Annotated in this window: 22 protein-coding genes and 1 pseudogene; 10 read left to right on the top strand and 13 right to left on the bottom strand. The window is 66.7% G+C overall.

The window, feature by feature from the left end; all coding sequences use genetic code 11:
• Positions 1–82 precede the first annotated feature (82 nt).
• Genes QOL57_RS11305 through QOL57_RS11295 form a run of 3 tightly spaced genes read right to left on the bottom strand, consistent with a single transcriptional unit; the run spans position 83 to position 2348 of the window.
• On the bottom strand, positions 83–1402 hold the full coding sequence (locus QOL57_RS11305) for a HAMP domain-containing sensor histidine kinase (RefSeq protein ID WP_089237461.1): 1320 nt from the start codon (positions 1400–1402) through the stop codon (positions 83–85).
• Positions 1399–2058: a response regulator transcription factor gene (locus tag QOL57_RS11300; RefSeq protein WP_089237460.1), complete on the bottom strand. Its 660-nt coding sequence runs from the start codon at positions 2056–2058 to the stop codon at positions 1399–1401. Before QOL57_RS11300 ends, QOL57_RS11305 begins: the two co-directional genes overlap by 4 nt.
• Positions 2058–2348, bottom strand: a complete 291-nt coding sequence (locus tag QOL57_RS11295) for a PepSY domain-containing protein (protein WP_089238156.1) — start codon at positions 2346–2348, stop codon at positions 2058–2060. The genes QOL57_RS11300 and QOL57_RS11295 overlap by 1 nt, the downstream gene beginning before the upstream one ends.
• 148 nt (positions 2349–2496) lie before the next feature.
• Here QOL57_RS11295 and QOL57_RS11290 point away from each other — a divergent pair, with 148 nt between their 5' ends.
• Positions 2497–2931: a PepSY domain-containing protein gene (locus tag QOL57_RS11290; protein WP_089237459.1), complete on the top strand. Its 435-nt coding sequence runs from the start codon at positions 2497–2499 to the stop codon at positions 2929–2931.
• Positions 2932–3108: 177 nt separating this feature from the next.
• Here the strand turns inward: QOL57_RS11290 and QOL57_RS11285 are convergent, their stop codons facing one another.
• The 3 genes from QOL57_RS11285 to QOL57_RS11275 form a co-directional block, all read right to left on the bottom strand.
• Entirely contained in the window at positions 3109–3600 is a 492-nt protein-coding gene (locus QOL57_RS11285; RefSeq protein ID WP_089237457.1) for a hypothetical protein, read from the bottom strand.
• Between the two features lie 125 nt (positions 3601–3725).
• A complete protein-coding gene (locus QOL57_RS11280; protein WP_089237455.1) occupies positions 3726–4934 on the bottom strand; it encodes an FAD-dependent oxidoreductase in 1209 nt (402 codons plus the stop codon).
• 12 nt (positions 4935–4946) lie between these two features.
• Positions 4947–5441, bottom strand: coding sequence for a lipocalin family protein (locus QOL57_RS11275; RefSeq protein WP_089237453.1), 495 nt, complete (start codon positions 5439–5441; stop codon positions 4947–4949).
• Positions 5442–5623: 182 nt separating this feature from the next.
• Between QOL57_RS11275 and QOL57_RS11270 the strand changes: the two genes are divergently transcribed.
• Positions 5624–5872, top strand: coding sequence for a hypothetical protein (locus QOL57_RS11270; protein WP_089237451.1), 249 nt, complete (start codon positions 5624–5626; stop codon positions 5870–5872).
• 90 nt (positions 5873–5962) lie between these two features.
• Complete coding sequence (locus tag QOL57_RS11265) at positions 5963–8392, top strand: DUF3772 domain-containing protein (RefSeq protein WP_176429839.1); 2430 nt, start codon at positions 5963–5965, stop codon at positions 8390–8392.
• 567 nt (positions 8393–8959) lie between these two features.
• Here the strand turns inward: QOL57_RS11265 and QOL57_RS11260 are convergent.
• Both QOL57_RS11260 and QOL57_RS11255 read right to left on the bottom strand, forming a co-directional pair.
• A complete protein-coding gene (locus QOL57_RS11260) occupies positions 8960–11065 on the bottom strand; it encodes a phosphoglycerol transferase I (protein WP_089237447.1) in 2106 nt (701 codons plus the stop codon).
• 271 nt (positions 11066–11336) lie between these two features.
• Positions 11337–12992: pseudogene (locus QOL57_RS11255) on the bottom strand (AarF/UbiB family protein); the annotation flags it as partial.
• A 236-nt stretch (positions 12993–13228) separates the two neighbouring features.
• On the opposite strand from QOL57_RS11255, the gene QOL57_RS11250 reads away from it, so the two are divergent.
• A complete protein-coding gene (locus QOL57_RS11250) occupies positions 13229–14155 on the top strand; it encodes a DUF808 domain-containing protein (protein WP_089237428.1) in 927 nt (308 codons plus the stop codon).
• A 367-nt stretch (positions 14156–14522) separates the two neighbouring features.
• Here QOL57_RS11250 and QOL57_RS11245 read toward each other — a convergent pair whose 3' ends face one another.
• Positions 14523–16061, bottom strand: a complete 1539-nt coding sequence (locus QOL57_RS11245) for a GGDEF domain-containing protein (protein WP_089237426.1) — start codon at positions 16059–16061, stop codon at positions 14523–14525.
• 106 nt (positions 16062–16167) lie between these two features.
• Between QOL57_RS11245 and QOL57_RS11240 the strand changes: the two genes are divergently transcribed.
• The 3 genes from QOL57_RS11240 (at position 16168) to QOL57_RS11230 (ending at position 18153) form a co-directional block, all read left to right on the top strand.
• Positions 16168–16803, top strand: coding sequence for an NAD-dependent dehydratase (locus tag QOL57_RS11240; RefSeq protein WP_176429838.1), 636 nt, complete (start codon positions 16168–16170; stop codon positions 16801–16803).
• Positions 16803–17510 (top strand): YafY family protein, encoded by a 708-nt coding sequence (locus QOL57_RS11235; protein ID WP_089237422.1) that lies wholly within the window; start codon positions 16803–16805, stop codon positions 17508–17510. Before QOL57_RS11240 ends, QOL57_RS11235 begins: the two co-directional genes overlap by 1 nt.
• A gap of 256 nt (positions 17511–17766) precedes the next feature.
• The gene (locus QOL57_RS11230; protein WP_089237420.1) at positions 17767–18153 is read left to right on the top strand and encodes a VOC family protein; all 387 of its coding nucleotides are present in this window, start codon (positions 17767–17769) and stop codon (positions 18151–18153) included.
• 108 nt (positions 18154–18261) lie between these two features.
• Here the strand turns inward: QOL57_RS11230 and QOL57_RS11225 are convergent, their stop codons facing one another.
• Genes QOL57_RS11225 through pdhA form a run of 4 tightly spaced genes read right to left on the bottom strand, consistent with a single transcriptional unit; the run spans position 18262 to position 22150 of the window.
• Positions 18262–19656, bottom strand: a complete 1395-nt coding sequence (locus QOL57_RS11225; RefSeq protein WP_089237418.1) for a dihydrolipoamide acetyltransferase family protein — start codon at positions 19654–19656, stop codon at positions 18262–18264.
• Entirely contained in the window at positions 19653–20006 is a 354-nt protein-coding gene (locus tag QOL57_RS11220) for an SH3 domain-containing protein (RefSeq protein WP_025874583.1), read from the bottom strand. The genes QOL57_RS11225 and QOL57_RS11220 overlap by 4 nt, the downstream gene beginning before the upstream one ends.
• Before the next feature lies 1 nt (position 20007).
• The gene (locus QOL57_RS11215; RefSeq protein WP_089237416.1) at positions 20008–21075 is read right to left on the bottom strand and encodes an alpha-ketoacid dehydrogenase subunit beta; all 1068 of its coding nucleotides are present in this window, start codon (positions 21073–21075) and stop codon (positions 20008–20010) included.
• On the bottom strand, positions 21068–22150 hold the full coding sequence (gene pdhA, locus QOL57_RS11210) for a pyruvate dehydrogenase (acetyl-transferring) E1 component subunit alpha (protein ID WP_089237414.1): 1083 nt from the start codon (positions 22148–22150) through the stop codon (positions 21068–21070). Before pdhA ends, QOL57_RS11215 begins: the two co-directional genes overlap by 8 nt.
• A 325-nt stretch (positions 22151–22475) precedes the next feature.
• Here pdhA and QOL57_RS11205 point away from each other — a divergent pair, with 325 nt between their 5' ends.
• From QOL57_RS11205 to QOL57_RS11195, 3 genes are all read left to right on the top strand, one after another.
• On the top strand, positions 22476–23351 hold the full coding sequence (locus QOL57_RS11205) for a tryptophan 2,3-dioxygenase family protein (protein ID WP_089237412.1): 876 nt from the start codon (positions 22476–22478) through the stop codon (positions 23349–23351).
• 179 nt (positions 23352–23530) lie between these two features.
• Positions 23531–25030 carry an oligopeptide:H+ symporter gene (locus QOL57_RS11200; protein WP_089237410.1) on the top strand — a complete coding sequence of 500 codons (1500 nt, stop codon included), beginning with the start codon at positions 23531–23533 and terminating at the stop codon, positions 25028–25030.
• Between the two features lie 16 nt (positions 25031–25046).
• Complete coding sequence (locus QOL57_RS11195; RefSeq protein ID WP_089238152.1) at positions 25047–25649, top strand: thioredoxin family protein; 603 nt, start codon at positions 25047–25049, stop codon at positions 25647–25649.
• Positions 25650–25746: the final 97 nt, after the last annotated feature.

Genomic DNA, 25746 nt, shown 5'->3' with positions numbered 1-25746 from the left:
TGCGTGTCGACCAAGGTCGACACCTACCGGGTGGCGCGTGATCCGGTAGCGCCGGGCCAGGCCCGGCGAGCGCAGCGGCGCGTCACCCCACCGGCAACCACAACGTCGCTCGCAACCCCGGTTGCGCGTTCTCCAACGCCAACCGCCCGCCATAACTGGCGGCGATATCGCCGACGATGGCCAATCCCAGGCCGCTGCTGCTTTCGCGCTCATCCAGCCGCACGCCGCGCTGGGTAACCTGCGCCAGCGCCTCGGCTGCCAGACCCGGGCCGTCATCACGCACGTCGATGCGCAACTGCCCTTCGTCCGCACGCGCCGTCACTGCTACATCCCGCTGCGCCCACTTGCCGGCGTTGTCGAGCAGGTTGCCAAGCATCTCTTCCAGGTCTGCGCTGGCGCCGGCGAACTGCAGGTCGTCGGCAATGCCCTCGGCCTGGAACTGCAGCGCACGCTCGCCATGCACCCGGGCCATCAACCTGCACATTGCCTGCGCCACTGCCGCCACCGGCGTGCGCTCGCGATGATCGGCGGTCAGCCCGGCGGCAAGATAGCGATCGACGCTGGCCTGCATGCGCGCGCCCTGCTCACGCAGTGTTGTGCGCCACTCGCGGCCTTCACCATCGGCTTCGGCGGCGAGCACGCTCAACGGTGTCTTCAGCGCATGCGCCAAGTCCTGCGCACTGGTACGCGCGCGCGCCACCATCCGTTGCTGGTGGTCCAGCAGCGCGTTGAGCTCGTCACCCAGCGGCGCGATTTCAGCGCCCAGTCCCGCCGTATCGATGCGCTGCGCATCGCCGCGGCGCACACGTTCCAGCTGCGTGCCGAGACGTTGCAGCGGGCGCAGGCCGAAATGCACCTGGCTGGCCAGTACCGCCAGCCACGCGGCGACCAGTACCGCCAGCGCCATCGCGCTGCGTTGGCGGAACGCAGCGACATCCGCGTCCAGTGCGCTGCGGTCGGTGGCGACCACGGCGACATAGGGTTCGTTGGCGCGTGGCAGGCGTACCTGCTGCACACGCGCGCGCAGCGACTGCTGCAGCGGGCCGGGAAGATTGCGTGCGGCCGCGCCCGCAGCCGATGCGGCCAGTGTTTCATCCCACAGCGAACGCGACTGCAGCAGCACCTTGCCGCTGCCGTCGGCGATCTGCCAGTACGCGCCGGAGAACACACGCTGGAAGCGCGCATCGTTGGGTTCCTGGCGCAGCTGCAGTTGGCCGTCGGCATCGATCTCAGCCTGCGCCAGCAGGGTCAGCATGTCCTGCTGCAGTTCGTTGTCCAGGCGGTCGCGCGCGCTGCGCTTGAACAGTTCGCCCAGCAGCGCACTGGCCAGTGCCGAGACCAGCAGCAGGCCGATGCCACCGGCCAACAGCAGCCGGCGTCGCAGTGACGGTTGCCGGCTCACGGCGCGGCCAACCGCCAGCCCTGGCCGCGCACGGTCTGGATCAGGTCGGTGCCGAGCTTGCGGCGCACGCGCCCCAGCAGCACGTCCAGCGCATTCGAATCGGGATCGTGGCCGCCATCGAACACGTGTTCGCCCAGACGGTCGCGGCCGATCACCTGGCCGCTGTGGTGGATGAAGTAGCTGAGCAGGCGGAATTCCTGTGGGCTCAGTGCCAGCGCCTGGCCATCCAGGTCGAAGCGCCCGGCATTGACGTCCAGCTGCAGCGGGCCGCACTGCAGGCGCGGGCTGGCATGGCCGTGGCTGCGGCGGATCAGCGCGCGCAGGCGCAGCACCAGTTCGTCGGCCTGGAAGGGTTTGGTCAGGTAGTCGTCGGCGCCGGCATCGAAGCCGGCCAGCTTGTCGTGCCAGCGTCCGCGCGCGGTCAGCACCAGCACCGGAAAGTCGCGGCCGTTGCCGCGCCAGCGCTCGATCACGCTCAGGCCATCCAGCCCGGGCAGGCCCAGATCGACGATGGCGGCCTGCAGGTCTTCCACCTGGCCGATCTCCTCGGCCTGGCGACCATCGGCCACCACGTCAACCACGTAACCGGCCTGCTCCAGCAGCGGCTGCAGGCGCTCGGCCAATGCGGCATCGTCTTCGGCCAACAGGATGCGCATCAGTCGTCCAGCTCCGTCTTCAGCAGCCTGCCGTTGCGCGCATCATAGTCCAGCTCCACCACCACGCCGTCGGCGCGCAGGATCTCCACTTCGTACACGCCATCGTCCAGCTCCACTTCCAGCAGCTGGCCGGGGTGGCGCTTGAGTGCATCGCGCACCACGCTTTCCAGCGGCACGTAACGGCCCTGTTGCACGGCCCGGCGCGCGACCTGCTGCGCCGGGTCCTGGGCGGGGCCGGTGGCGGTCGGGGCGCTGGCCAGCGCCAGCAGCAGGGACAGGGAAGACAGGATCGGCACGTGGATGATGGGGAATGGGGAACAGGCGCGAGTGTGCCGCCGCCGACTAACGGTTGGCTAACAGCGCTGGCTAAGTGGCTGTTAACCACGCGGCGCATCGTGGCGTTGCCGGGATGGTCCGGCACCGAACAGGAGAACCCCCATGTTGAAGTCGCTCACCCTCGCAACCTTCGTTGCGCTTGCCATCGCTCCCGCTGCCCAGGCCGCACCGCTGGGCATGGCCCAGGTCGAACAGACCCTGCGCAAGGCCGGCTACACCCAGATCCATGAGATCGAGCGCGATGATGGCCTGTGGGAAGCCGACGTCAGCCGCGCCGACGGTCGCTTCAGCGAGGTGTATGTGGACCCGAAGACCGGCGAGATCTTCGACGAGCACGACAGCCGCGCGCTGCTGGGCACCGAGCAGGTGCTGGCCAAGGCGCAGTCGCAGGGGCTGCGTGAGATCCATTCGCTGGAACGCGATGGAGCGACGTGGTCGCTGGAAGCGCGGAATGCCCGCAACCAGCGTGTGGAAGTGCGCGTGAGTGGTTATGACGGCCGCATCCTGCACAGCGAGCGTGATGGCTGGCTGGATTGATGCCTGCTCGGGTGGGCGTGTCGACCAAGGTCGACACCTACCTGGTAGAGCCGGCCGCTGGCCGGGTCGAGCTGCGCTTCGGTAGATGCCGACCTTGGTCGGCACAGGGCCGAAGAGCGTGTCGACCAAGGTCGACACCTACCAAGCGTGGGGTGTCCCGAACGATGGAGCGGGCCCTTACCAGCCGTAAGGCGGGGGGTAGTCCCAATAGCCCGGGCCACCACCGTAGTAGCCGCCACCGCCATATGGCCCGAAGAAGCCCGGGCCCTTGCCTTCGCTCACGTGGATGTTGACGTTGACCCCACGGGTCTTGCCTTCATCGTTGGTGTAGTTCTTGCTGAGGTTGAGCGTGGCGGCGTTGTAGTGGGTGTTGCCGTAATTCTTGGCGTAGCCGATGCCGGTGGTGAAACTGCCGGACACCTTGACCTTGTCATCCGTGACGTCGGCGATCCTGCCGTCGCCATTCACGCGCGGGCCGGTCTTGTCGCCGTAGAACGTGCCCGGCGGATCCTGCTGCATGGTCGGATCGTTGAGATAGCGGATCGGCGTCTGCGGCACGGACAGGTCCAGGCCGGAGGCCTGCGGCGCGGTGGCGCCAGCGGCGGACTGCGCCAACGCGGTCCCGGGCAGGGCGGCCAGGCACAGCAGGAGGGTCAGGGGGCGGATCATGACGGCGCTCCAACGGAGAGGGGCCGCGCAGCACGCGGCGGTACAGGCCGACGCTAGCAGGCGTTGCTTGAATGATGCCTGTCGGCGCCCGCTTGCGGTAGAGCCAGGCCATGCCTGGCTGCACGCTACAACCGCCCGAACCCGAACAGCGCCGCCAGCGGATGCTTGCGCCGCTCGATCCCGGCCCGCAGCAGCCCGGCACCGATCATTGAATAGGTAATACCGTTGCCGCCGTAGGCCATGGCGAACTGCACCCTAGGGCCCCACTGCGCATGCGGCCCGAAGAACGGCAGACCGTCGGCGGTCTCGGCAAAGGTGCCTGCCCATGAAAACGCCGGGGTCGGCTGCAGGTGCGGGAACCACTGCAGCAGCTGCTTCATCAGTTTGCGGGCCTTGCTTTCCACCCGGCCATCGCGGCGGGCGGGAATATCGATGGCGTCGTCCAGCCCGCCCACCAGCAGCCGGCGGTCGCCGGTGGCGCGCAGGTACAGGTAGGGGCGCGCGCTCTCCCAGACCATCGTGCGCTGCAGCCAGCCCAGCTCGTCGGCGTTGATCGGGTCGGTGATGAAGGCATAGCTGCTGCGGTTGCGTGCTACGCGTGGGTCCAGCCATTGCTGGTTGGCATAGCCCATCGCCAGCACCACGTGGCGGGCACGGATCTGCATGCCGGATTCGGTGCGCGCAGTCACGCCGCGCGCGCTGGGGGTGAGTGCATGCAGCACGGTGCGGTCATGGACCACGCCGCCGCGCTTGCGCACGCGCTCGAGCAGGCCATAGGCCAGACGGTACGGATCCACGCGCGCGGCCTGCCGGGTCAGCAACGCGCCGCCGGCATCGACGCTGAAACGTTCCTGCAGCGCCTCCCGGTCCAGCCAGCGCGCATCCAGGCCGATGCCACGGCGCGCCTCGCCTTCGGCCATCAGCCGCGGTACGTCACGGCGGCGACTGGCCAGGTACAGGCTGTCCATCTGCTTGAAATCCACGTCCTTCAGGCCGCGTGCCACTTGGCGCAGGGCGGGGATCGCATCCGCGCATGCCTGGTACGCCAGCGCCGCAGCGTCCTCGCCATATTGCGAGGCCAGCTCCAGCAGATGGGTGTCGATCTCGTACTGCAGCAACGCGGTACTGGCTGCGGTGCTGCCCCAGCCGATGTCGCGCTGCTCGATCACTGCAACGTCGTGCCCATGGGCCGACAGCTCATCGGCGATCAGCGCGCCGGTGATGCCGCCACCGACCACCAGCACATCGCAGTGCAGATCCTGTTCCAGCGGCGGGAAGGCCTGGATCAGGCCGTTGCGCACCGCCCACCACGGGTAGCCACTCTTCAGGTCCATGCGGGTTCGTGCTCAGGCGGTGGGGTGGCCGGTATGCGGGGTCTGGATCAGTTCGGACAGATCGAAGCCCTGCAGGCGTGCGGCTGCCAGATAATGATCCTGCACGGTGGCATCCAGTCGGGGCTCACGCGCCAGCAGCCACAGGTACTTGCGATCCGGGCTGCCGACCAGGGCAACGCTGTAGTCCGGCGCCACCTGCATCACCCAGTAGTCACCTTTGGCGAAGGGCAGCCAGCGCAGGCCCTTGGGCAGGAAGCTGACTTCCAGCCGCGCGCTGTCGTTGTCGATCGCGCAGGCCTCACCGGTGGCTTCCTCGACCTCGCCGTCCATGCGGCAGCGGTTGGTGACACCCACGTTGCCGTTGTCGAGCAGCTGGTAATGGGCCGACACGTCGGTGCAGCCCTCCGGCTCATGGCGCATCGGCAGGCGGGCGATCTCGTACCAGGTGCCCAGGTAGCGGGGCAGCTTGAGGTCGGCGACGGTCTTCAGGGGCGGCAGGTCGGTCATTGTCAGGCGTGGCAGGAGAGGACCTCCACGATGACGAGGGCGCTGCCACGGGCGGGTGAAGCCGGGGCGAGGGCCATGTCCAGAACGTTCCGTCGCCCCGACGGAGCGCGTGCCGTCATCGGCGCAGCGGTATGCTTCCGCCAGCGCCGCGTTTTTCCGATCCAACCGCAGTGGAGGTGCCGATGTACCAGGTGATCCTGTTGAAGAGTGAAACCCAGTTCGCCCGCGAGCAGTGGCCGCAGGTCGACGATCTGGTGGACTACGAAGGCGTGGCCTACAGCCTGCGCGCCGGGCCGCGCCAGCCGTTGCCGACCGACCATGCCTGGCACCCGATCGCGGTGTACGCGCCGGATGAGATCACCGAGGAAGAATTCCAGGAGTGGTACGCGCTGCAGCAGCCACAGGTGGAAGAGCTGCGGCTGAAGTACTGAGCCGCAGCCACCCGCCAGCGCCTGCGCATCCGCCGTTTACAGCACCTGCCGTATAGTCGCGCGCAGGCGCGGTGGTCCGCGTGAACCGGTGTGGCTGGCTTGTCTTCTTTCTTCCGAACGATCCTGGTGCGTGGCCCCTGGTTGGGCCTGCTGTTGTGCTGCACGCTGCTGCTGGCTGTGCCAGCACTGGCCCAGGATGATGACCCCACACCGAAGCAGCAGCTGGCGCAGATCGACAGCACGCTGAAGGATGTTGCACGCAAGCGCGTTGACGCCGAGGCCACCGAAACGCTGGGCACGCTTTCGGAAAATGCATCACAGGCCAAGCGCGATGCCGAGGCGCTGGAAAAGACCCTGCAGCCGCAGCTGGACCAGCTCAACGAGCAGCTGACGCAGCTGGGCGATGCGCCCAAGGACACCGCTGAACCGCCGGAGCTGGCCGCGCAGCGGCGCACGCTGACCCGCCAGCGCGATGCCCTGGTGGCATCGATTGCCCAGGCGAAGTCCAGCGCCGTGCGCGCGCAGCAGCTGAGCGCGGACATCGACAAGCAGCGCAACGCGCAGCGCACCGAGGAACTGGGGCGCAAGGTCGCCTCGCCGCTGTCACCGACGCTGTGGCGACAGGTGGCCGACCAGCTGCCAAACGACATCGCCCGCGTCACGCCCCTGGCCCAGCAGGGCCGTGCTGCGCTGACCACGGCCATTGCCACCCACGGTTGGGGCACGTTGCTGCTGGGGCTGGCGGCGGCACTGGTGATGATGTTCCCGCTGCGCCTGTGGCTGCGCGCGCTGGGGCGCCGTTTCGCCGCGTCCGAGCGCGCCCCCGACGGCCGCTTGCGCCGCTCCGGCCTGGCCATGTGGCTGCTGCTGGTGGGTACCCTGCTGCCCGGTTACGCCGTGGTAGTGCTGGTGGCCGCGCTGGATGCCATTGGCGCGATTCCGCCGCGACTGCAGAGCGTGGCTGAAGGTGTGCAGGCGGCGACGTTCGCGGCGGCCTTCATTTCCGCGCTCAGCGCCTGCCTGCTGGTGCCCAAGCGGCCTTCCTGGCGGCTGCTGAACCTCGATGACACTGCCGCGCTGAAACTGCGCAAGTACGCCTGGGGTGCTGCGGCACTGGCCTGGTTGAGCACGGTGCTGGTGGCACTTGATCGCGCCACGCGCACCAGCGATGTCACCACGGTGGCGCTGGATGGTGTGATCGCGCTGACCTATCTGGGCCTGATCATGGCCATGCTGGTGACCCTGGCGCGCCTGCACCGGCGTCAGACCGCCGAGGCCGAGGCGAAGCTGGAAGCACAGGCCGACGGTCTTGGCGCACAGCTGCCGGTACGACGCAGCAGCTGGCTGGTGCTGGCCCGCGTGGCCGGCAACATCGCCGTGGTCGCCGCGATCATCGCCACCCTGCTGGGTTATGTGAACTTCGCCAAGTTCGTGAACCAGCAGCTGATCGGCGGCAGCATCGTGGTGCTGGCGGCAACGCTGCTGTTCAAGTTCGTCGACGATTTCTCCACCTGGCTGCTCAACGCCGACAGCAAGGTTGGCCAGACCATCCTGCTCAGCACCGGACTGAGTGTGTCGAAGCTGGAACAGGCGGGCGTGCTGCTGTCGGCGATGCTGCGCACCCTGGTGGTGTTGATCGCCCTGCTGGCGCTGGCCGCACCGTTCGGCAACATCGGCACGATCGTTGAACGCATTGCCTCGCTGGCCAATGGCATCGTGATCAACAAGGACCTGACGCTGCAGCCGGGCCGCATCGTCACCGGCGTGCTGGTGCTGCTGGTGGGCATGGGCCTGACCCAGCTGCTGCAGCGCTGGTTGACCGATACCTACCTGCCCAAGACCGAACTCGACCTGGGTGCACGAAATTCGATCAGCACCATCGCCGGCTACGTCGGCATCATCCTGGTGGGCCTGTGGGCGCTGACCGCGATGGGCCTGAACCTGAAGAACCTGGCGCTGCTGGTCAGTGCGCTCTCGGTGGGTATCGGCTTCGGCCTGCAGGCGATCATCCAGAACTTCGTGTCCGGCCTGATCCTGCTGACCGAACGCCCGGTGAAGATCGGTGACTGGGTGAAGCTGGGTGACCAGGAAGGTGATATCAAGCGCATCAACGTGCGTTCGACCGAGATCCAGGTGAGCGACAAGTCCACCCTGATCGTGCCCAATTCGGAACTGATCACCAAGACCATCCGCAACATGACGATGGGCAACAACCAGGGCCGCATCCAGATCCAGTTCGCGGTGCCGGCCAGCACCGACGTTGCGAGCCTGCGGCAGGCGCTGCTGGATGCCTACGGTGCGCACAACACGGTGCTGCAGCAGCCGGCGCCGTCGGTGTACATCGACAGCATTGCTGGCGGCCAGATCACCATCAACAGCTTCGCCTACGTGGCCAGCCCGCGACAGGTGTATGGCACGCGCAGCGATCTGTATTTCAGCCTGCTGCAGATCCTGGCCGAGCGGAACATTCCGTTGTCCACGCCGACGGACATCCACATCACCCGAGATCCGCAGCAGTAAGAGGGTGGGTCGGCAGGGCTGCGCCCTGCACCTGCCGAAGCCGAAGCAACAGCAACTGCCGAAGCAAAAGCGGGTTTCCTGTGGGATGGCGGGGTGGGTCCGGTTGCGGGGGACGCCGCAAGTACGTCCCTGTAGGCTTGGGCGCGCCATCCATGGTGCTTACACCCCCGCAACCGGACCCACCCCGCCTTCGACAGATTCCCGCGATCTGTCGGAATGTCATGGCCTGCTCTTGGTGGGTGTCGACCTTGGTCGACACGGTAGATCCACGCCATGCGTGGATGTTTTTCGTTCAATTGTCGAAATATTCGATTTCGATGGAGATTCATCCACGCATGGCGTGGATCTACCACCAACCGTCACCGGGAAACTTTCGGGGGTGGGGCGGTGTGGGTGTGCAGGACCGTTGGCGCCATGGATGGCGCCATCGAGCCCCCAGGGATGGGTTTACGGCGTGTCCTGCACACCCACACCGCCCTGCCCAACCACAGACAACCCAGAGCCGATTTGGCCGTTGCTTTTGCTTCGGCCTCGGCAGGTGCAGGGCGCAGCCCTGCCGAACCCCCTTTACCCCCGCGGTCGCCCGCGCGAGGGCACCAGGGCAAACGTATCCACTGCCAGCTTCTCGGCGTGGTTCAACCACGCGCGGATTTCCAGATCGTCCACTTCGTGGTCAAGACCGAACGACACGTTGATCTTGCCGTCGGCATCGGGCTGCACCCATTGCTGGGCCAGCACCACCTTGCGCTGCGAAGAAACCGCTTCGATCCAGAAGCCGCGATCCGGGCGCGTGCTCGCCACCAGCTGCAGCATGTACTGGCCGGCCCGGGTACGACGGCCCTTCTGCGTGATCATGTGTGCCTGGCGCACGCTGGGGCGGGGGCCCTGGAAGGCATCCAGCGGTGCATCCACGTCGATGCCGTTGCGCAGCTGGCCATCGCGGTACAGCTTGATGCCGTTGTCGCGGTTCACCAGCAGCGCGCACCAGTCGCCGTCGGCCGAGCCATCCTCGAACGCGGTGCAGCGATCGACGTAGGCCAGGGTGTTGTCCGGGTCGGCATCGTCGAACTGGCGTGAGGTGTTTTCCAGGTACACCGATTTCAGCTCCCAGTCCTTGTCGTACTCCAGCAGCACCGGCGGCTGCACGTGCTGCAGACCCACCACTACCTGGTCATCGCCGTCGATCTTCAGTTGCCGGGTCGGTTCACCCAGCCACAGCGAGCGGGCGAAGGCGAGGTATTGCGGATAGTCGCGGCCGCCATCGCGGCGCGCGGCGGCGCTGGCACTCGGCGTGCGCTTGTCGTCCAGCAGCGACCGGCCGAAGCCCATCGTCTGCAGGTTCGGATCGAGCAGGCTGAGCAGGGTGGCACCGGAATCCAGCGTCGAGCCGTCTTCGGCCGCCAGCTGGCGCGGGGTCACGCCGTCACCCAGGAACAGCAGCAGGTTCTCGCGCTTCTGCCTGGTCAGGATATGGCTGAGATCATTGGGCATGGCCAGGTGATCTGAAGCGATCACGATCAGCGTGTCCTTGCCATACGGACTGGCCTGGATACGCTCCACCAGCTGCGAGATCAGGCGGTCGGTGCACTTCAGCGCATTGAGCATGCCGATGTTGCCGTGCTGGCTCTGGTAACGCGTGCCTTTGCAGGCCACCGGCAGATGCCCGGCCGGGTGGTGCGTGTCCATGGTCAGCGTGGTCAGCATGAACGGTGCGTCCTGCCGCGACAGCTGCTCGAAGCGCTGGTAGGCAGTGTCCAGCAGCACGTCGTCATGCACGCCCCACGCCGAATAGTGGATGCGGCCGATCTTCTTCTGCTGCTTGAACCAGGCCAGGTCATGTACTTCATCGAAGCCATGACTGGCCAGGAACTGGCCCTTGCCGGCGAACTGGCCGTTGGCGCCGCCCAGATAGTGGTTGGTGTAGCCCTGCTGCTTCAGGTAGTCGCCCAGGCACACGGCCTTGGGCAGGAAGCTGCCCATCCGGTCCATGCTGTTCTCATCGCCCTGCGAGGTGGTCAGCGGCACACCGCACATCGACGACACCAGGCCAGCGATGGTCCAGCCGCCGCCTTCGGCCGAGGCCAGCCCGCGCACATCCAGCGACTTGGCCGCCAAGCGGTTGAGATTGGGCATCAGGCCGGGAAACACCGCCTCATCCAGATAGGTGCGCTCCAGGCTCTCGCCGTAGATCCAGACGATGTTGCGTGGGCGCTGCAGGGCCTGAGTGGGTACCTGGTATTCGGGGGCGATACGAGCGAAATCCACCGGGCGCAGTTGCTGGTACAGGCGTTGGCCATCGCGTGCCAGTGGGCTGATCATGATCGTGGCCACCCACAGCGCGGCGAAACCGGCAAACCACGCACCACCGGCCGTGGGGCGGCGCCAACGCTTCACCCGCGTCGCGAACAGCGGCAGCAGCGACACGGCAGCCAGCACGATGAAGCCGGCGATATAGCCCTTGAAGTCGGCGACACCGGCGCCTTCCATGTCCGCACCCAGGTGGTACAGGGTGGCGGCGTTGAGTCCGTCACCGGACAGCTTGTCGATCAGCCACCAGGCACTGAGCGCCAGCAGCAACAGCGAGAACAAGCAGGCTTTCCACCACACCCACTTTGCGGACGCGAGGAACAACCAGGACAACAACAACAGCGACAGCAGCAGAATCCAGAGCATGGGCAGCTTCGGCAGTGACGGGGTGGCGATGGACGTCGTACCGACGCGTGTCCATCCAACCGGCGCTGCTGCAAGCACATCTGCATGACAGGCCGATGACCCGATAGTGCATGCACGAACCTGACTGAAATGTTTGTTGAAATCGCGCGTGCGATATCACGCCGCGAACGTAAATCGAGCGTGAAAACTCACGCTCGATTGCATTAAAAACCGCATGAATGCGCTGTTTTCGTAGATCCACGACACGCGTGGGTACGACAACGCGTCAACGCTATCGGTGCCCGCGTTCCTCGCGCGAACGCGCGCGCCGATCGAACAGCAATGCGCTGGTCACGATGCCCAGACCAAGCACCACGCCGATCAACAGCAGCACCAAGGCGATGGCGGGATAGCCGAGCACATGCCAGCCGGTATCGATCTTCATCATCATCGCCGCCGCCATGATCAACGCTGCGCTGATGATGCCGGCGGCCACACGGTTGGCGATCTTCTGCAGGTTCTCCATCAGCCGCGACTCTTCCAGCCCGGTCACCTTCATCTGCAGGCGGTTCTCGGCCAGCAGCGCCATGATGTCCGAGAGCTTGCGCGGCCCGTCGCGCAGTAGTTGCTGCACCTCCATGGCTTCGCTGGCCAGGTTGGCGGCCGACAGGGATTTCTTCAGGCGCGCGCGCATGACGTGTTGCAGCTGGCGTTCGACGATGCGCCGCGTATCCAGATCCGGTGCCAGCAATCGGCATACGGTTTCAAGATTGAGCAGGGCCTTGCCGAGCAGGCTCAGCTCCGGCGGCGTACGCAATCCGGACGAAGTGGCGATGCGCACCATGTCCAGCACCACGCGCCCTTCGGAGAAATTCGCGCTGGCCGCATAGCGTGCGATCAGCTGGCCGGTCTCGCGCAGGTAACGCTCTTCATCGAACGCCTCCAGCCGGGTGCTGATGCTGATCAGGTCGTCGGCCACTTCCTCGCCACGGCCATCGACGGCGGCGAACAGGATCTTCAGCAGTCGCTCGCGCAGGCGCGGCGGCATGTGCGCGACCATGCCCAGATCGAAGATCGCCAGGCGCCCATCGGGCAGTACCCGCAGATTGCCCGGGTGCGGATCGGCATGGATCTCGCCGTGCACGAAGATCTGGTCCAGATAGCCGCGGATCAGCGCCGCCGCCAGCGGGTCCATTGCCTGTTCGGTGCGACGCACATCGGGAATGGCATCCACGCGTACGCCGCTGGCCAGTTCCATGGTCAGCACGCGATGACTGCAGTAATCCCACAGCGGCTGCGGAATCCACAGGCGCCGGAACGGCTTCAGATGGCGACCGAAGCGCGACAGGTTCTCAGCCTCGGCGTGGTAGTCCAGCTCCTGCATCAGGGTCTTGGAGAACTCGTTGAGCCAGTCACGCAGGCGCACGCGGCGGCCTATCTGGGTCAGGTGGTCGGCGGCCAGGGCGAAGCTGCGCAGCACTTCAAGATCCGAACGCAGCTGCGCGGCCACTTCCGGCTTCTGCACTTTCACCGCCACCTCGCGGCCGTCATGCAGCACCGCGCGATGCACCTGGGCGATGGACGCGCACCCCAGCGGCTGCGGATCGAATGCGGCGAACAGTTTGTTCACCGGCGCACCCAGTTCCTGTTCGACGATGGCGTGGATGCGTTCGACCGGGATCTCGGCCACCTTCTCCTGCATCCGCTCCAGCGCGGTGGCGAACTCCACCGGCACCATGTCCGGGCGGGTGGACAGCATCTGCCCGAGCTTGACGAAGGTCGGCCCCAGCGCTTCCAGGTCACTGACGAACTGCTCGGGATTGCCGTCAGGCGGCACATCGGTGTGGCTGCCGGCAGCGTCCAGGTTCATGCCGGAGAACACGCCGGAATGGCGATAGCGCATCAACAGGCGCAGGATCTGGCTGCGCCGGTTCATGCCTTTGACCAGCGGGGGATTGCCATTGGCGGTGGGCGGATTGCTCAAGCGGAACTCCCATGCGACTAGGACAGGTAGTGCCGACCGCTGGCCGGCAATGTCCGGAACTGCGCGGTTGCCAGCCAGCGGCCGGCACTACCGGATTTCGCAGTGTCGCCGGGGGGCGGTAGGCATGCGGTGAATCCGACCGCTACCGCAGCCGCCCCGGTATCGGTCAGAATCCGCTCATTCCCTTAACTGGATCCCCCATGGCCGGTGCCAGCCTGTTTGCCCTGCTCGACGATATCGCCTCCCTGCTCGACGACGTCTCGGTGCTGACCAAGGTCGCCGCCAAGAAGACCGCCGGCGTGCTGGGCGACGACCTGGCGCTGAACGCGCAGCAGGTGACCGGCGTCAACGCCAACCGCGAACTGCCGGTGGTGTGGGCGGTGGCCAAGGGTTCGCTGGTGAACAAGGTGATCCTGGTGCCGGCGGCGCTGGCGATCAGCGCGCTGGAAGCCTGGCTGCACAGCCGCGGCTGGAACGTGCCGCTGATCGTGCCGCTGATGATGATCGGCGGTGCCTTCCTGTGCTTCGAGGGCGTGGAGAAACTGGCGCACCGCTTCCTGCATTCAGCCGATGAGGACGCCGAACACCAGGCCGAGCGGCGCAAGGCGCTGGCCGATGCGCAGGTGGACATGGTCGCGTGGGAGAAGGACAAGGTGAAGGGCGCGATCCGCACCGACTTCATCCTCTCGGCCGAAATCATCGTGCTGTCGCTGGGGGTGGTCGCCACGGCGTCGTTCATCAACCAGGTCAGCACCCTGGTGGTGATCGCGCTGGGGATGACCGTGTTCGTCTATGGGCTGGTCGCCGGCATCGTCAAGCTGGACGACCTGGGCCTGTACCTGTCGCGCAAGGGCGCAGCGCTGGCGGCGGTCGGCCGTGGCCTGCTGGTGTCGGCACCATGGCTGATGAAGTTCCTGTCGGTGGCCGGCACCGCAGCGATGTTCCTGGTCGGCGGCGGCATCCTGGTGCACAACGTGCCGGCGCTGCACCACGCGGTGCAGGCGCTGGGCGGCGAAGGCCAGTGGGGCTGGCTGGTCAACGCGCTGGGCAACATGGTGGTCGGCATCATTGCCGGTGCGATCGTGCTGGCGGTGGTGACCGGCGTGCAGAAGCTGCGCGGCAAGTAGCGCCAGCTCCTTCCCCGGTAGAGGCCGACCTTGGTCGGCGGTTTGATTCCTGCGCGTGCCAACCAAGGTTGGCACCTACCAAGCGGTTTCCGGCGCCTTGCCCGGTAGGGGCCGACCTTGGTCGGCGGGTTGTTTGCCACGCGTGCAAACCAAGGTTGGCATCTACCAAGCGGTTTCCGGTGCCTTGCCCGGTAGGGGCCGACCTTGGTCGGCAGTTTGTTTGCCGCGCGTGCCAACCCAGGTTGGCACCTACCCAAGCGGTTTCCGGTGCCTTGCCCGGTAGAGGCCGACCTTGGTCGGCGGTTTGATTCCTGCGCGTGCCAACCAAGGTTGGCACCTACCAAGCGGTTTCCGGTGCGCCGGGGTACTACCCGGCGTGCACCCGGTTCTTGCCTTCGCGCTTGGCCACATACAGGGCGTCATCGGCGCGTCGCAGCATCGAATCCGCGTCGTCGCCCGGTTGCCATTGTGAAAGCCCGGCACTGAAATGCACCGGTACCCGCCGGTCCTGCACGGTCAGCACGCGATGCGCCAGTGAACGCTGCAGGCGCTGCACGGTGGCCATGCTGTCCGCACCGGGGGTTTCCGGCAGTACCAGCACGAACTCGTCGCCACCGAGCCGGGCGATGCCATCGGTAGCACGCAGCAGCAGCCGGCACACCGCCACCAGATGCTGCAGCAGCGCGTCGCCGCCGGCGTGGCCGTGTTCGTCGTTGGTCTGGTGGAAATCATCCAGATCGATCACCGCCAGCCCCAACGGCGAGTTGTTGCGTGCGGCGCGTGCCAGTTCGCGTTGCAGCAGTTCATCCAGACCACGCCGGTTCAGGGCCTGGGTCAGCGGATCGATACGCGCCAGATCGCCGGCCGCGCGCAGATCCTGTTCCAGCTGGTTGATGCGCTGTTCGGCGCGTTCCACTTCCTGCCGTGCGCTGGCCAGGTGATCACGCGCCTGCGCCGCCTGCTGCTGCACCTTGCCGGTGTCCTGCATCACTTCCTGCAGCAGGTGGTTGAGGTCGGCGATGCTGCGCGCCTCGCGCAGCTGCAGCGCGTAGCTGCCGATGCGGTCGTGGTATTCACCGGTACTGGCAGCCATGCCGTCCATGCGCTCGATGAACTCGCCCATCAAGCTACGCATGGCCGCTTTCGAATCGTCGATTCCCTGCCGCAGCAGGCCCTGTTTGTAGATCACTTCGCGCAGCTCGGCGCGGGTGCGCTCGACCGATTCGGCTTCCAGCGGCCCGGCCAGCAACTGGCGCACGGCTGCGATCTGGCCCTGCAGCCAGCTGCGGTCATCCAGCAGCTCGCTGACGTTCTCCAGCAGCAGTGCAAACAATTCCAGCAGCAGTGCCTGCTGTTCCTGCCAGCTCTCGGCGCGCACGCCGATCTGGTGACCCAGCTCGCGCGCACCTTGTTCGATCGGCTCCAGCGCCGCGCCCGGTTGCCACTGGCGCAGGCGCACGGCCAACGCCTGCGCCTGCTCGCGCAGATCAGGATCGTGCTGCAGCAGCGCCACCACAGCGCCGCCCAGCAGCAACCGCAGCTGTTCGGACAGGCGCAGGCTGTCGGGCTGGCCATCGGGCGAATGCTGGTCGATGGTGCGGATGTATTTGTCGATCAGCTGCCGCATCGCCCGGCCATAGCGCGGCCAGTCGGCACTGGCCTGCGCCGACTGCAGGCGGTCGCCCATGTCGCCCAGCTCGCCGGGCAGGGTGGCCATGCCATTGGCGAAGGCAGCCAGCAGTGGCTCGGGTGCATCGGCCCCGGCAAACAGCTGCTGCAACGCCACGCTGTTCCCACCCTGCAGCACCACCCGGTCGCCGCGCCCGTCGTCGACAACCGCGCGCACGCGCGCAGGCGGTCCGATGGCGGTGCCGGGGGCAGGGCGGGGGTCGGGCTGGTCCGTCATGGAACGAATCCTGGGGTGGCAGGGAGGCTGGTCACAGCATATCGGCGCAACTGGCGGTGGCTTGAACCGATAGGATGGGCGACAGGATGCCGCAGTGGAGGTGGGTATGCGTGTGATGTTGCTGGGGGCGACGGGGCTGGTGGGCGGGCTGGCCCTGCCGATGCTGCTGGACGACCCACGCTGCCGCGCTGTGGTGGCCCCGACCCGACGGCCGCTGGACCTGCGCGACCCGAAACTGCACGCCCCGGTGCTGGACTTCGATCAGCTGCCGGATGCGCCCGGCTGGGCACCGGTGGATGCGGTGGTCTGCGCGCTGGGCAGCACCATGGCCCAGGCGGGAAGCCGCGAGGCCTTCTACCGGATCGACCACGACTACCCGCTCGCCTTCGCCCGCCTGGCCAGGACCCAGGGCGCCCGTGCCTTCGTACTGAATTCGGCGGCGGGGGCCAATCCGGGTTCGGCCATCTTCTACAGCCGGGTAAAAGGCGAGCTGGAGCGCGACCTGCGCGCGCTGGGCTTCGCTTCGCTGACTCTGGTCCGGCCGGGCCTGATCGGCGGCCACCGCCCACAGGCGCGCCGCGGCGAACAGTTCGCCCTGCAGGTGCTGGGTGCATTGCGGCCGGTGCTGCCGCGTGCGTGGCGTATCAACCCGGCCGCGCGTATTGCGCGGGCGTTGGTGAACGCGGCACTGGCGCCGGCACCGGGCGAGCACGTGGTGGCTTCGAAAGACCTGGTGGACTGATGTCGCGCGCGCTGCGTCTGACCCAGCTGCTGCAGGTACTGCGTCGCCACCGCCGACCGGTCGCCGGGCAGGCACTGGCCGACGAGCTGGGCATCAGCCTGCGCACGCTGTACCGCGATATCGAAACGCTGCGCGAGCAGGGCGCCGACCTGCGTGGGGAAGCCGGTGTCGGCTACCAGCTGGAACCGGGCGATGTGCTGCCGCCGCTGACCTTGCCACCGGCGGAGATCGACGCGCTGGTGCTGGGCTTGCGCTGGGTGGCGGCACGCACCGAGCCGGCGCTGGCCGCGGCCGCGCGTGATGCGTTGGCGCGCATCGCGCACGTGCTGCCGGCAGCACGCCGCGAAGCACTGCGTGACAGCGGCCTGCGGGTGGGTCCTTCGCGTGCGGCGGCGAAGGTGCCCCCGGCGCGCCTACAGGCCGTGCGCGAAGCGGTGGGCACGCAGCAGCGGCTGCAGTTCGCCTATGAGGATGCACAGGGACGGCGCAGCGAGCGCGTGGTCTGGCCGTTCGCACTGGGATACTTCGATGAAGTGCCGATGCTGGCGGCGTGGTGCGAGGGTCGCGAGGACTTCCGCCATTTCCGCCTGGATCGCATCCGCCATGTGCGCGCACTGCCGGATCACTATCTTGTGCCGCGTGCCACCTTGCTGCGGCGCTGGCAGAAGGCGCAGGGCATCGCCCCGGATTGGCTGGACCGTTCGTGACGTACCTGCTTTGGTAGAGGTCGAGCTTGCTCGACGCTTTTGCTCTTTGCTCTTGGTAGATGTCGAGCTTGCTCGACGGCTCTCCGCGAACAGCAAGAGCAGTCGAGCAAGCTCGACATCTACCAGAGCCAGGGCAACAGCAGTCGAGCAAGCTCGACATCTACCAGAGCCAGGGCGCGAGCAAGCTCGACACTGCTGACAGGAACTGTCAGCAGGGCAGGGCCACCATGAATGCTCCCAACAACGGAGCTTCCCCATGTTCAAGCCCAGCACCCTGCTGCAGTACGTGCGCGACGTCGCCGCCAGCGCCACCTTCTACAGCAGCATCCTCGGCATGCCGCCGGTCGAGCAGTCGCCCGGCTTTGCCCTGTTCCTGCTCGGCGATGGCGCAGCGCTGGGCCTGTGGCAACGCGATGACGTGCAGCCGTCGGTGAGTGCGGAGGGCGGTGCAGCCGAGCTGGCGATGGTGGTCGCCAATCCTGATGAAGTACGGCAGCTGCACGATGCCTGGCGCGCACTCGGTGTGCAGATCGCGCAGGCGCCGGTGACGCTGGAGTTCGGTCACACCTTCGTCGGCGTCGATCCCGATGGCCATCGCCTGCGTGTCTACAGCCGCGCCGAGGGCATGGTCGCGCGCGATTGATCAGCGCGAAGTAGATCCACGCCATGCGTGGATGAAGACGCACAAAAAACGCCGGGCATTGCCCGGCGTTTTTCATTCATGTGCCAACCAAGGTTGGCACCTACCGGATCAGCTGGCCAGCGCCAGATCGTCCATCATCGCGCGCAGGAAGCGGGCCGCTTCACCGCCGGTGGCAGCGCGGTGGTCGAAGGTCACCGACAGCGGGATCACCTTGTGCGCTTCCACACCGCCCATCACCGGGGTCATCTGGTGGCGGGCACGGCCGGCACCGACGATGGCCACGCACGGCGGTACCACGACCGGGGTCGCGTAGCGGCCGGCGAACATGCCGAAGTTGGACAGCGAGATGGTGTAGCCGCTCAGTTCCGACGCTGCGATCGAACGCGCTTCCACCTGCTCGCGCAGACGGTTCACGCCTTCGCGGATGCCGCGTGCATCCAGCATGTCGGCATTGCGCAGCGCCGGCACGAACAGGCCGTCGTCGGTATCAACGGCGATGCCGATGTCCACCTGCGCATGCAGGGTGCGGGTCAGCGCTTCACCGTCGAACCAGGCGTTCATCGCCGGCACCTTCTGCGCGGCGACCACGATCGAGCGCACCAGGCGCGCGGTGACGTCGTTGCCCGGCAGCCAGGCGTGGATGTCGGCGTCGTCGTTCAGCGTGGTCGGCACGACCTTGCTGTGCGCATCGGCCATGACGCGGGCCATGTTGCGGCGCACGCCCTTCAGCGGCTCCGGCTGGCCCTTGGCAACCACGCCGGGCGGCTGGGTGCGCATCGGCTTGCCAGCGGCAGACAGCGGGGTGCGTGCGTCGGACTGTACCGGCGCGGCCACCTGGGCCGGAGCCGGTGCGGCAGCCGCCGGTGCAGCAACCGCTGCCGGTGCGGCGCCGATCTTCGCGCTGCCATCGGCAGCGGCCTGCTTGACGTCGGCCATGGTTACTGCGCCATCGGTGCCGGTGGCACGCACCCGGCTCAGGTCCACGCCCAGCTTGCGCGCGGTGGCACGCACGGCCGGCACGGCCTTGACGCCGCCAACGGCCAGCGCCTGTTCGGCATGCACCGCGTTGGAGCTCTGCATCGCGCCGACCACGGTGCCGGCGTCATCACGCTCGGCGGCGGCCGGCTTGGCTTCTTCAGCAGCTACCGGGGCGGCTGCGGTTGGCAGCGGCGGCGGCGTCGGTGCGGCTGGTGCCGCCGGAGCGGCATGGCCGTGGCTGTGGCCGGTGTCCTGGCCGTCAGCGCGCTGCGGCAGGTTCGGGTCCAGCGCGAAGCTGGCCAGCACCGCGCCGGTCGGGATGATGTCGCCGGCAGCGCCGGACAACTTCAGCACCGTGCCGGAGAACGGCGAGGGCACTTCGACGACGGCCTTGGCGGTCTCCATCGAGACCAGCGGCTCGTCCAGCTTGATCACATCGCCTTCCTTGACGAACCATTCGACGATGGTCGCGTCCGGCAGGCCTTCGCCCAGGTCGGGCAGGTTGAAGTTCTTGGTCTGGCTCATTTGCAGTTCTCTTCCAGCAGTTCCAGTTCGCGGGCAGGCAACCAGCCCGTCGCGCCATTGGCGCGCTCGGACCACCACCACCCGCCGTGTTCGTGATGAAGCTTGACCATCTCGCCGTTCTCCACATCCAGCTCGCGGGCGTCATAGTCGCGCAGGGCTTCTGCGCGACCATCGTCCAACAGCTGCAACCACGCTACCGGTGCCCATCCGGCGCGCCCATCACTGGTGCGCACCCAGGCAAACGCCGGCCATTCCTCGTCACGTACGCCTACTTCGACGATCTGGCCGGTGCGGAACCGGAGCGGGTTGGGATACTGGCTGCGGTAAGCCCCGAGAAGGCGGGCCCGCATGTCAGCCTGCCGCCACCGCGCGCTTGGCCGCCGCCACGATCCGCTCCACGCTCGGCAGATACTTCATCTCCAGGCGGAACAGCGGAATGTGGGTGTCGTAACCGGTAACGCGCTCGACTGGAGCCAGCAGGTCGTACAGCGATTCCTCGGCCAGGCGTGCGGCGATTTCCGCACCGAAGCCCGCGGTCTTCGGGGCCTCCTGCACGATCACGCAGCGGCCGGTCTTGGCCACCGACTCGGCGATGGTGGCGAAGTCCAGCGGGCGCAGCGTGGCCACGTCGATGACTTCGGCACTGATGCCTTCGCCGGCCAGCTTGTCGGCCGCTTCCAGTGCTTCCTTCACCTGCGCACCCCAGGTCACCAGGGTCACGTCGGTGCCATCGCGCAGCACGAAGCACACGTCCAGCGGCAAGGCTTCGCCGTCGTTGACGACCACTTCCTTGTACTGGCGATAGATGCGCTTGGGCTCCATGTAGATCACCGGATCCGGCTCGCGGATCGCGGCCAGCAGCAGGCCATAGGCGCGCTGCGGCGAGGACGGCAGCACCACGCGCAGGCCCGGCACGTTGGTGAAGATCGCTTCGTTGGCTTCGCTGTGGTGTTCCGGCGCACGGATGCCACCACCCCACGGCACGCGCAGCACCATCGGGCAGTGCAGGCGGCCACGGGTGCGGTAACGCAGGCGCGCGGCGTGGCAGATGATGTGGTCGACCATCGGGTACATGAAGCCATCGAACTGGGCTTCGGCCACCGGCTTCATGCCCTGCGCGGCCAGGCCGATGGTGAGGCCGGCGATGGTGGTTTCATCCAGCGGGGTGTCGAGGATGCGGTCGGCGCCGAAGCGCTGCTGCAGGCCGGCGGTGGCGCGGAACACGCCGCCGTTGACGCCCACGTCTTCGCCCAGCACCAGCACCGACTTGTCATGCTCCAGCTCCCAGGCAAGCGCCTGGGTGATGGCTTCGATGAGGGTGATCGGGGTGTCGGTCATGTTCTGTTCTCCGCGCGCGACGGCAGCGCTGTCGGCGGCGTTGGTGTGCGCGCTGGACGCGCCATTCTTGATCTCATCCATGGCGCTGCTCCAGGGCGATCGCCTGGGCGCGCTGGGCCAGCAGGTCCTGCGGCGGATCGGCATAGAGGAAATCGAACATCGCCTCGACCGGCTGCACCGGCGTGTTGAGGTACAGGTTCACTTCCTCGTCCACGCGCTTGCCGCACTCGGCGGTCCAGGCAGCTTCTTCTTCCTCGCTCCAGACGCCGGCGTTGGTCAGGTACTTGCGCAGGCGCAGCATCGGCTCGCGCTGCCAGGCATCCTTCACTTCGGCGTCGTCGCGGTAGCGGCGCGCGTCATCAGCGGTGGTGTGGTCCGACAGGCGATAGGTCATCAGTTCCAGCACGGTGCCACCGTCGCCGGCCAGCGCACGTTCGCGCGCCTGCAGCATGGCGGCCATCACCGCGATCAGATCGTTGCCGTCCACCTGCAGGCAGTGCAGGCCGCCGGCCAGACCCTTCTGTGCCAGCGTCTCGGCACCGGTCTGCGCCGAACGCGGGACCGAGATGGCCCAGCCGTTGTTGACGATGCACAGGATCAGCGGGAGCTTGTAGGCGCCGGCCGAATTCAGTGCGGCGTAGAAGTCGGTCTTGGAACTGCCGCCGTCGCCGCACACGGCCACCGCGATCTGCTGTTCCTTGTTGAGCTTGAACTTCAGCGCAGCGCCTGCGGCGTGCAGGCACTGGGTGGAAATCGGCACGCAGAACGGGAAGTCCTTGGCCGCATTGCCGCCGTAGTCGTTGCCGCGCTCGTCGCCGCCCCAGTACATCAGCACGTCGTGCGGGCGCACGCCACGCATGAACATGGCGCCGTATTCGCGGTAGGACGGTGCGAACACGTCGTCCTTCTGCATCGAGGCGCCGATGCCCACATGCGCGGCTTCGTGGCCGAGGCAGGCGGCGTAGGTGCCCAGCTTGCCGGTGCGCTGCAGCGCGATCGACTTGCCGTCGAACACGCGCACGAACAGCATCTGCTTGAACATCGGCAGCAACGCGCGCGGGTCGCGCAGGGCTTCGGGCAGATCATCGCGGACGAGCGTGCCGTCCGTGTCCAGATACTGCAGGTATTCGATCTTGAACTCAGCGGCAACCGTCATTGCGTACTGCACCTTCGACAGAGAAGTTACAAATGATATGAATCGCCATGTTAAGGAATGCGTACGAAAAAGCTCTCCTGCGGCGCAGCACGGCCTACCGGCCTTTGTACCCCCTTCCGGGTGCTTGATGCCAATAACTTCAGCGTATTCAGCCATTGCTGCAAAGCATCACAAACGGCCTTGGGCTGAGCGCCAGTAGAACGGCGCAAACGGTTCCACGCGCAACGGCCGTTCCACAGCCGCACCGCACGCCCCGGTACGGTCATCGCGGCTGCCAGCGCGGCAGCAACGCGCTACCCTTGCCGCCCCCGATCTGGTCCCGCCCATGTCCGTCGACAACAACCAACGCGATCTCGAAGCCGGTATCCACACCGATCTGCAGGGGCGCCTGACCTACGGCGGCTACCTGCGGCTGGACCAGCTGCTCAGCGCGCAGCAGCCGCTGTCCAGTCCGCCGCATCACGACGAGATGCTCTTCATCATCCAGCACCAGACCTCCGAGCTGTGGCTGAAGCTGCTCGGCCACGAGCTGGGTGCGGCAATCGGCTTCCTGCAGCGCGATGAAGTCTGGCAGTGCCGCAAGGTGCTGGCGCGCAGCAAGCAGGTACTGCGCCAGCTGACCGAGCAGTGGTCGGTGCTGGAAACGCTCACCCCATCCGAGTACATGGGTTTCCGCGACGTGCTGGGCCCGTCCTCGGGCTTCCAGTCGCTGCAGTACCGCTACATCGAGTTCCTGCTGGGCAACAAGAACGCGCAGATGCTGCAGGTGTTCGAGCACGACACGGCCGGGCAGGCGCAGCTGCGCACCGTGCTGGAGGCGCCGAGCCTGTACGAGGAGTTCCTGAAGTACCTGGCCCGCTTCGGCCACGCCGTGCCGGCGGTGTACGAGGCGCACGACTGGACCCAGCCGCATGTGGCCGATGATGCACTGCAGCCGGTCTTCGAACGCATCTACCAGGACACCGATCGCTACTGGCGCGAGTATTCGCTGTGCGAGGACCTGGTGGACCTGGAAACAGCCTTCCAGCTGTGGCGATTCCGACACATGCGCACGGTGATGCGGGTGATCGGCTTCAAGCGCGGCACCGGCGGCTCATCCGGCGTGGGCTTCCTGGCCAAGGCGCTGGAACTGACCTTCTTCCCCGAATTGTTCCAGGTGCGCACCACGCTGCAGGTCGCGCCCCCACCCGATCTGGCCTGATCCCCATTCAGCTTGGCCGCCTGCGGCTGGCTGGATCGTTTCAGATGCAAGTTCAGCGAGCAGGCCGCAACCTGCCTCAAACGGCGTGTATTTGACGTGAACGCCAGAAGTCGGTGATCCTCGCGCGTTGCTTCACCGCACATCGGACGTGCCTCCATCCACCGAACCAGGAATTCCGCATGAGCGTAAACGCCACTGCGAACACCCCAGAGCCGGCGCTGCCGGACTTCAACACCACGATGGGCCACCCGCGCCCGTTGTGGATGCTGTTCATGACCGAGTTCTGGGAGCGCTTTGCGTTCTACGGCATCCGCTGGGCCTTGGTGTTGTACATCGTTGCCCAGTTCTACAACGGCAACGCCGCCGGTGAAGGCGACGCCAGCCGCATCTACGGCGCCTACCTGGCGCTGGTGTACGCCGCCGCGATCTTCGGCGGCTACGTGGCCGACCGGGTACTGGGGTACCAGCGCTCGATCCTGACCGGCGCGGTCATCATGGCCATCGGCCTGTTCATGATCTCGCTGCCGCAGGAGCACATCTTCAAGCTCGGCCTGGCCACGATCATCGTCGGCAACGGTCTGTTCAAGCCCAACATCTCGACCATGGTCGGCAAGCTGTACGGGCTGAAGGACGAGCGTCGTGATTCGGGCTTCACCATCTTCTACATGGGTATCAACATCGGCGCGATGATCGCTCCGGTGCTGACCGAGTACCTGGCCCGCAAGGTCTTCGGCACCTCGGAAATGCCGTCGTACAAGGTCGTGTTCATCGCTTCCGGCGTGGGCATGCTGGTCTCGCTGGTGTGGTTCTACATCGGTCGTGCCGGCCTGAAGGGCATCGGCGCACCGCCGGCCGGTGCTGAAGGCTTCGGCCGCGTCATCATGGTGCTGGTCGGTTCGTTGTTCGCCATTCCGGTGGCTTACTTCCTGCTCGCCACCGGCGCCACCGCGCTGGCCTGGATCCTCGGTGTGATGTTTGCCGCGCTGGCCGTGCTGCTGCTGGTGGAAGGCATCCGCGAGGGCAAGGTGCAGCGCGACCGCGTGATCGCCATGCTGATCATCTTCGCCTTCAACGTCATGTTCTGGATGTTCTTCGAACAGGCCGGCAGCTCCTTCACCTTCCTGGCCGAGAACATCGTCAACCGCCAGCTGGGTGAGTGGACCTTCCCGACCGCATGGTTCCAGTCGGTCAACTCGGTGGCGATCATCACCCTGGCGCCGATCATCGCCTGGATCTGGGTGGCCCTGGGCCGCGCCAATCCGTCCATCCCGCGCAAGTTCGGCCTCGGCCTGCTGTTCAACGGCGCGGCCTTCGCACTGCTGATGTTCGCCCTGTCGACCATGGTCGTGGACGGCAAGATCCCGTTCTGGACCCTGTTCATGGTCTATGTCATCCAGTCGGTCGGTGAGCTGTGCCTGTCGCCGATCGGCCTGTCGATGGTGACCAAGCTGGCCCCGGTGCGCCTGGTCGGCTTCGGCATGGGCGGCTGGTTCCTGTCCACCGGCATCGGCAACAACCTGTCGGGCATCTTCGCCGGCGCGGTCAGTGGTGAAGGCGGCATGACGGTCGAATCGGCACTGAAGGGGTATACCTTCGGGTTCTGGGCCTTGATCGGTTCGGGTGTGGTCCTGTTCCTGGTCGCGCCGCTGATCAACAAGCTGATGCACGGCGTGAAGTAATGAGAGGGTAGTGGGCATGCGTACAACGTTCGGTGGTGCAGTGGTGGCAGTGGTGTGTGCGGCGCTGATCGGCGCCTGTTCGCAGCCTCAACCTCCCGCTGCCCCCGAGCCCACGCAGCCCCTGGATACCCGCCCCACCGAGCCACCGGTCGCTGACCCCAGCGAACCGGTGGCCTCGGGCAACACCCCGGCGGCGGCCGATATCGCCGCCATCGCCGGGCTTGGCGCGCAGTTCGACCCGGCCCGCAATCCCGTTGCCGACCTGGAAACGGCCAAGGTCGAAGCCCAGCGCGGCAACAAGCGCATCATCCTGGAAGTGGGCAACGCCGCCTGCGAGCCCTGCCATGCGCTGGATGAAGCCGTGGAAGGCAATGGCGATCTGCGCCGCTTCCGTGATGCCCACTACGTGTGGGTCAAGGTCAACGACAGCGCCGAGAATCCGAACGCGGCCTTCCTGGGCCAGTTCCCGCCGCTGCAAGGCGAGCATCCGCACCTGCTGGTGATCGATGCCGACGGCACGCTGCTGGCGCCGCAGCCCAGCGAAGCGATGCGCAAGGGCAAGACCGTGCAGACCGCACGCGTGATGGCGTTCCTCAAGCAGTGGGCGCCTGACCGGTAGCACCGGGCCTGCCCGGCAGCCTCTCCGCTGCCCGGCCATCCACGCATGGCGTGGATCTACTGCGCGCGCCGTCACACTCTCCGACTCCACATCTCAA

The sequence above is a fragment of the Stenotrophomonas sp. yr243 genome, from assembly GCF_900184195.1.
Lineage (GTDB): Bacteria > Pseudomonadota > Gammaproteobacteria > Xanthomonadales > Xanthomonadaceae > Stenotrophomonas > Stenotrophomonas lactitubi.
The sequence above is the reverse complement of the archived record's forward strand: the minus strand, read 5'-3'. Positions and strand labels throughout refer to the sequence as shown.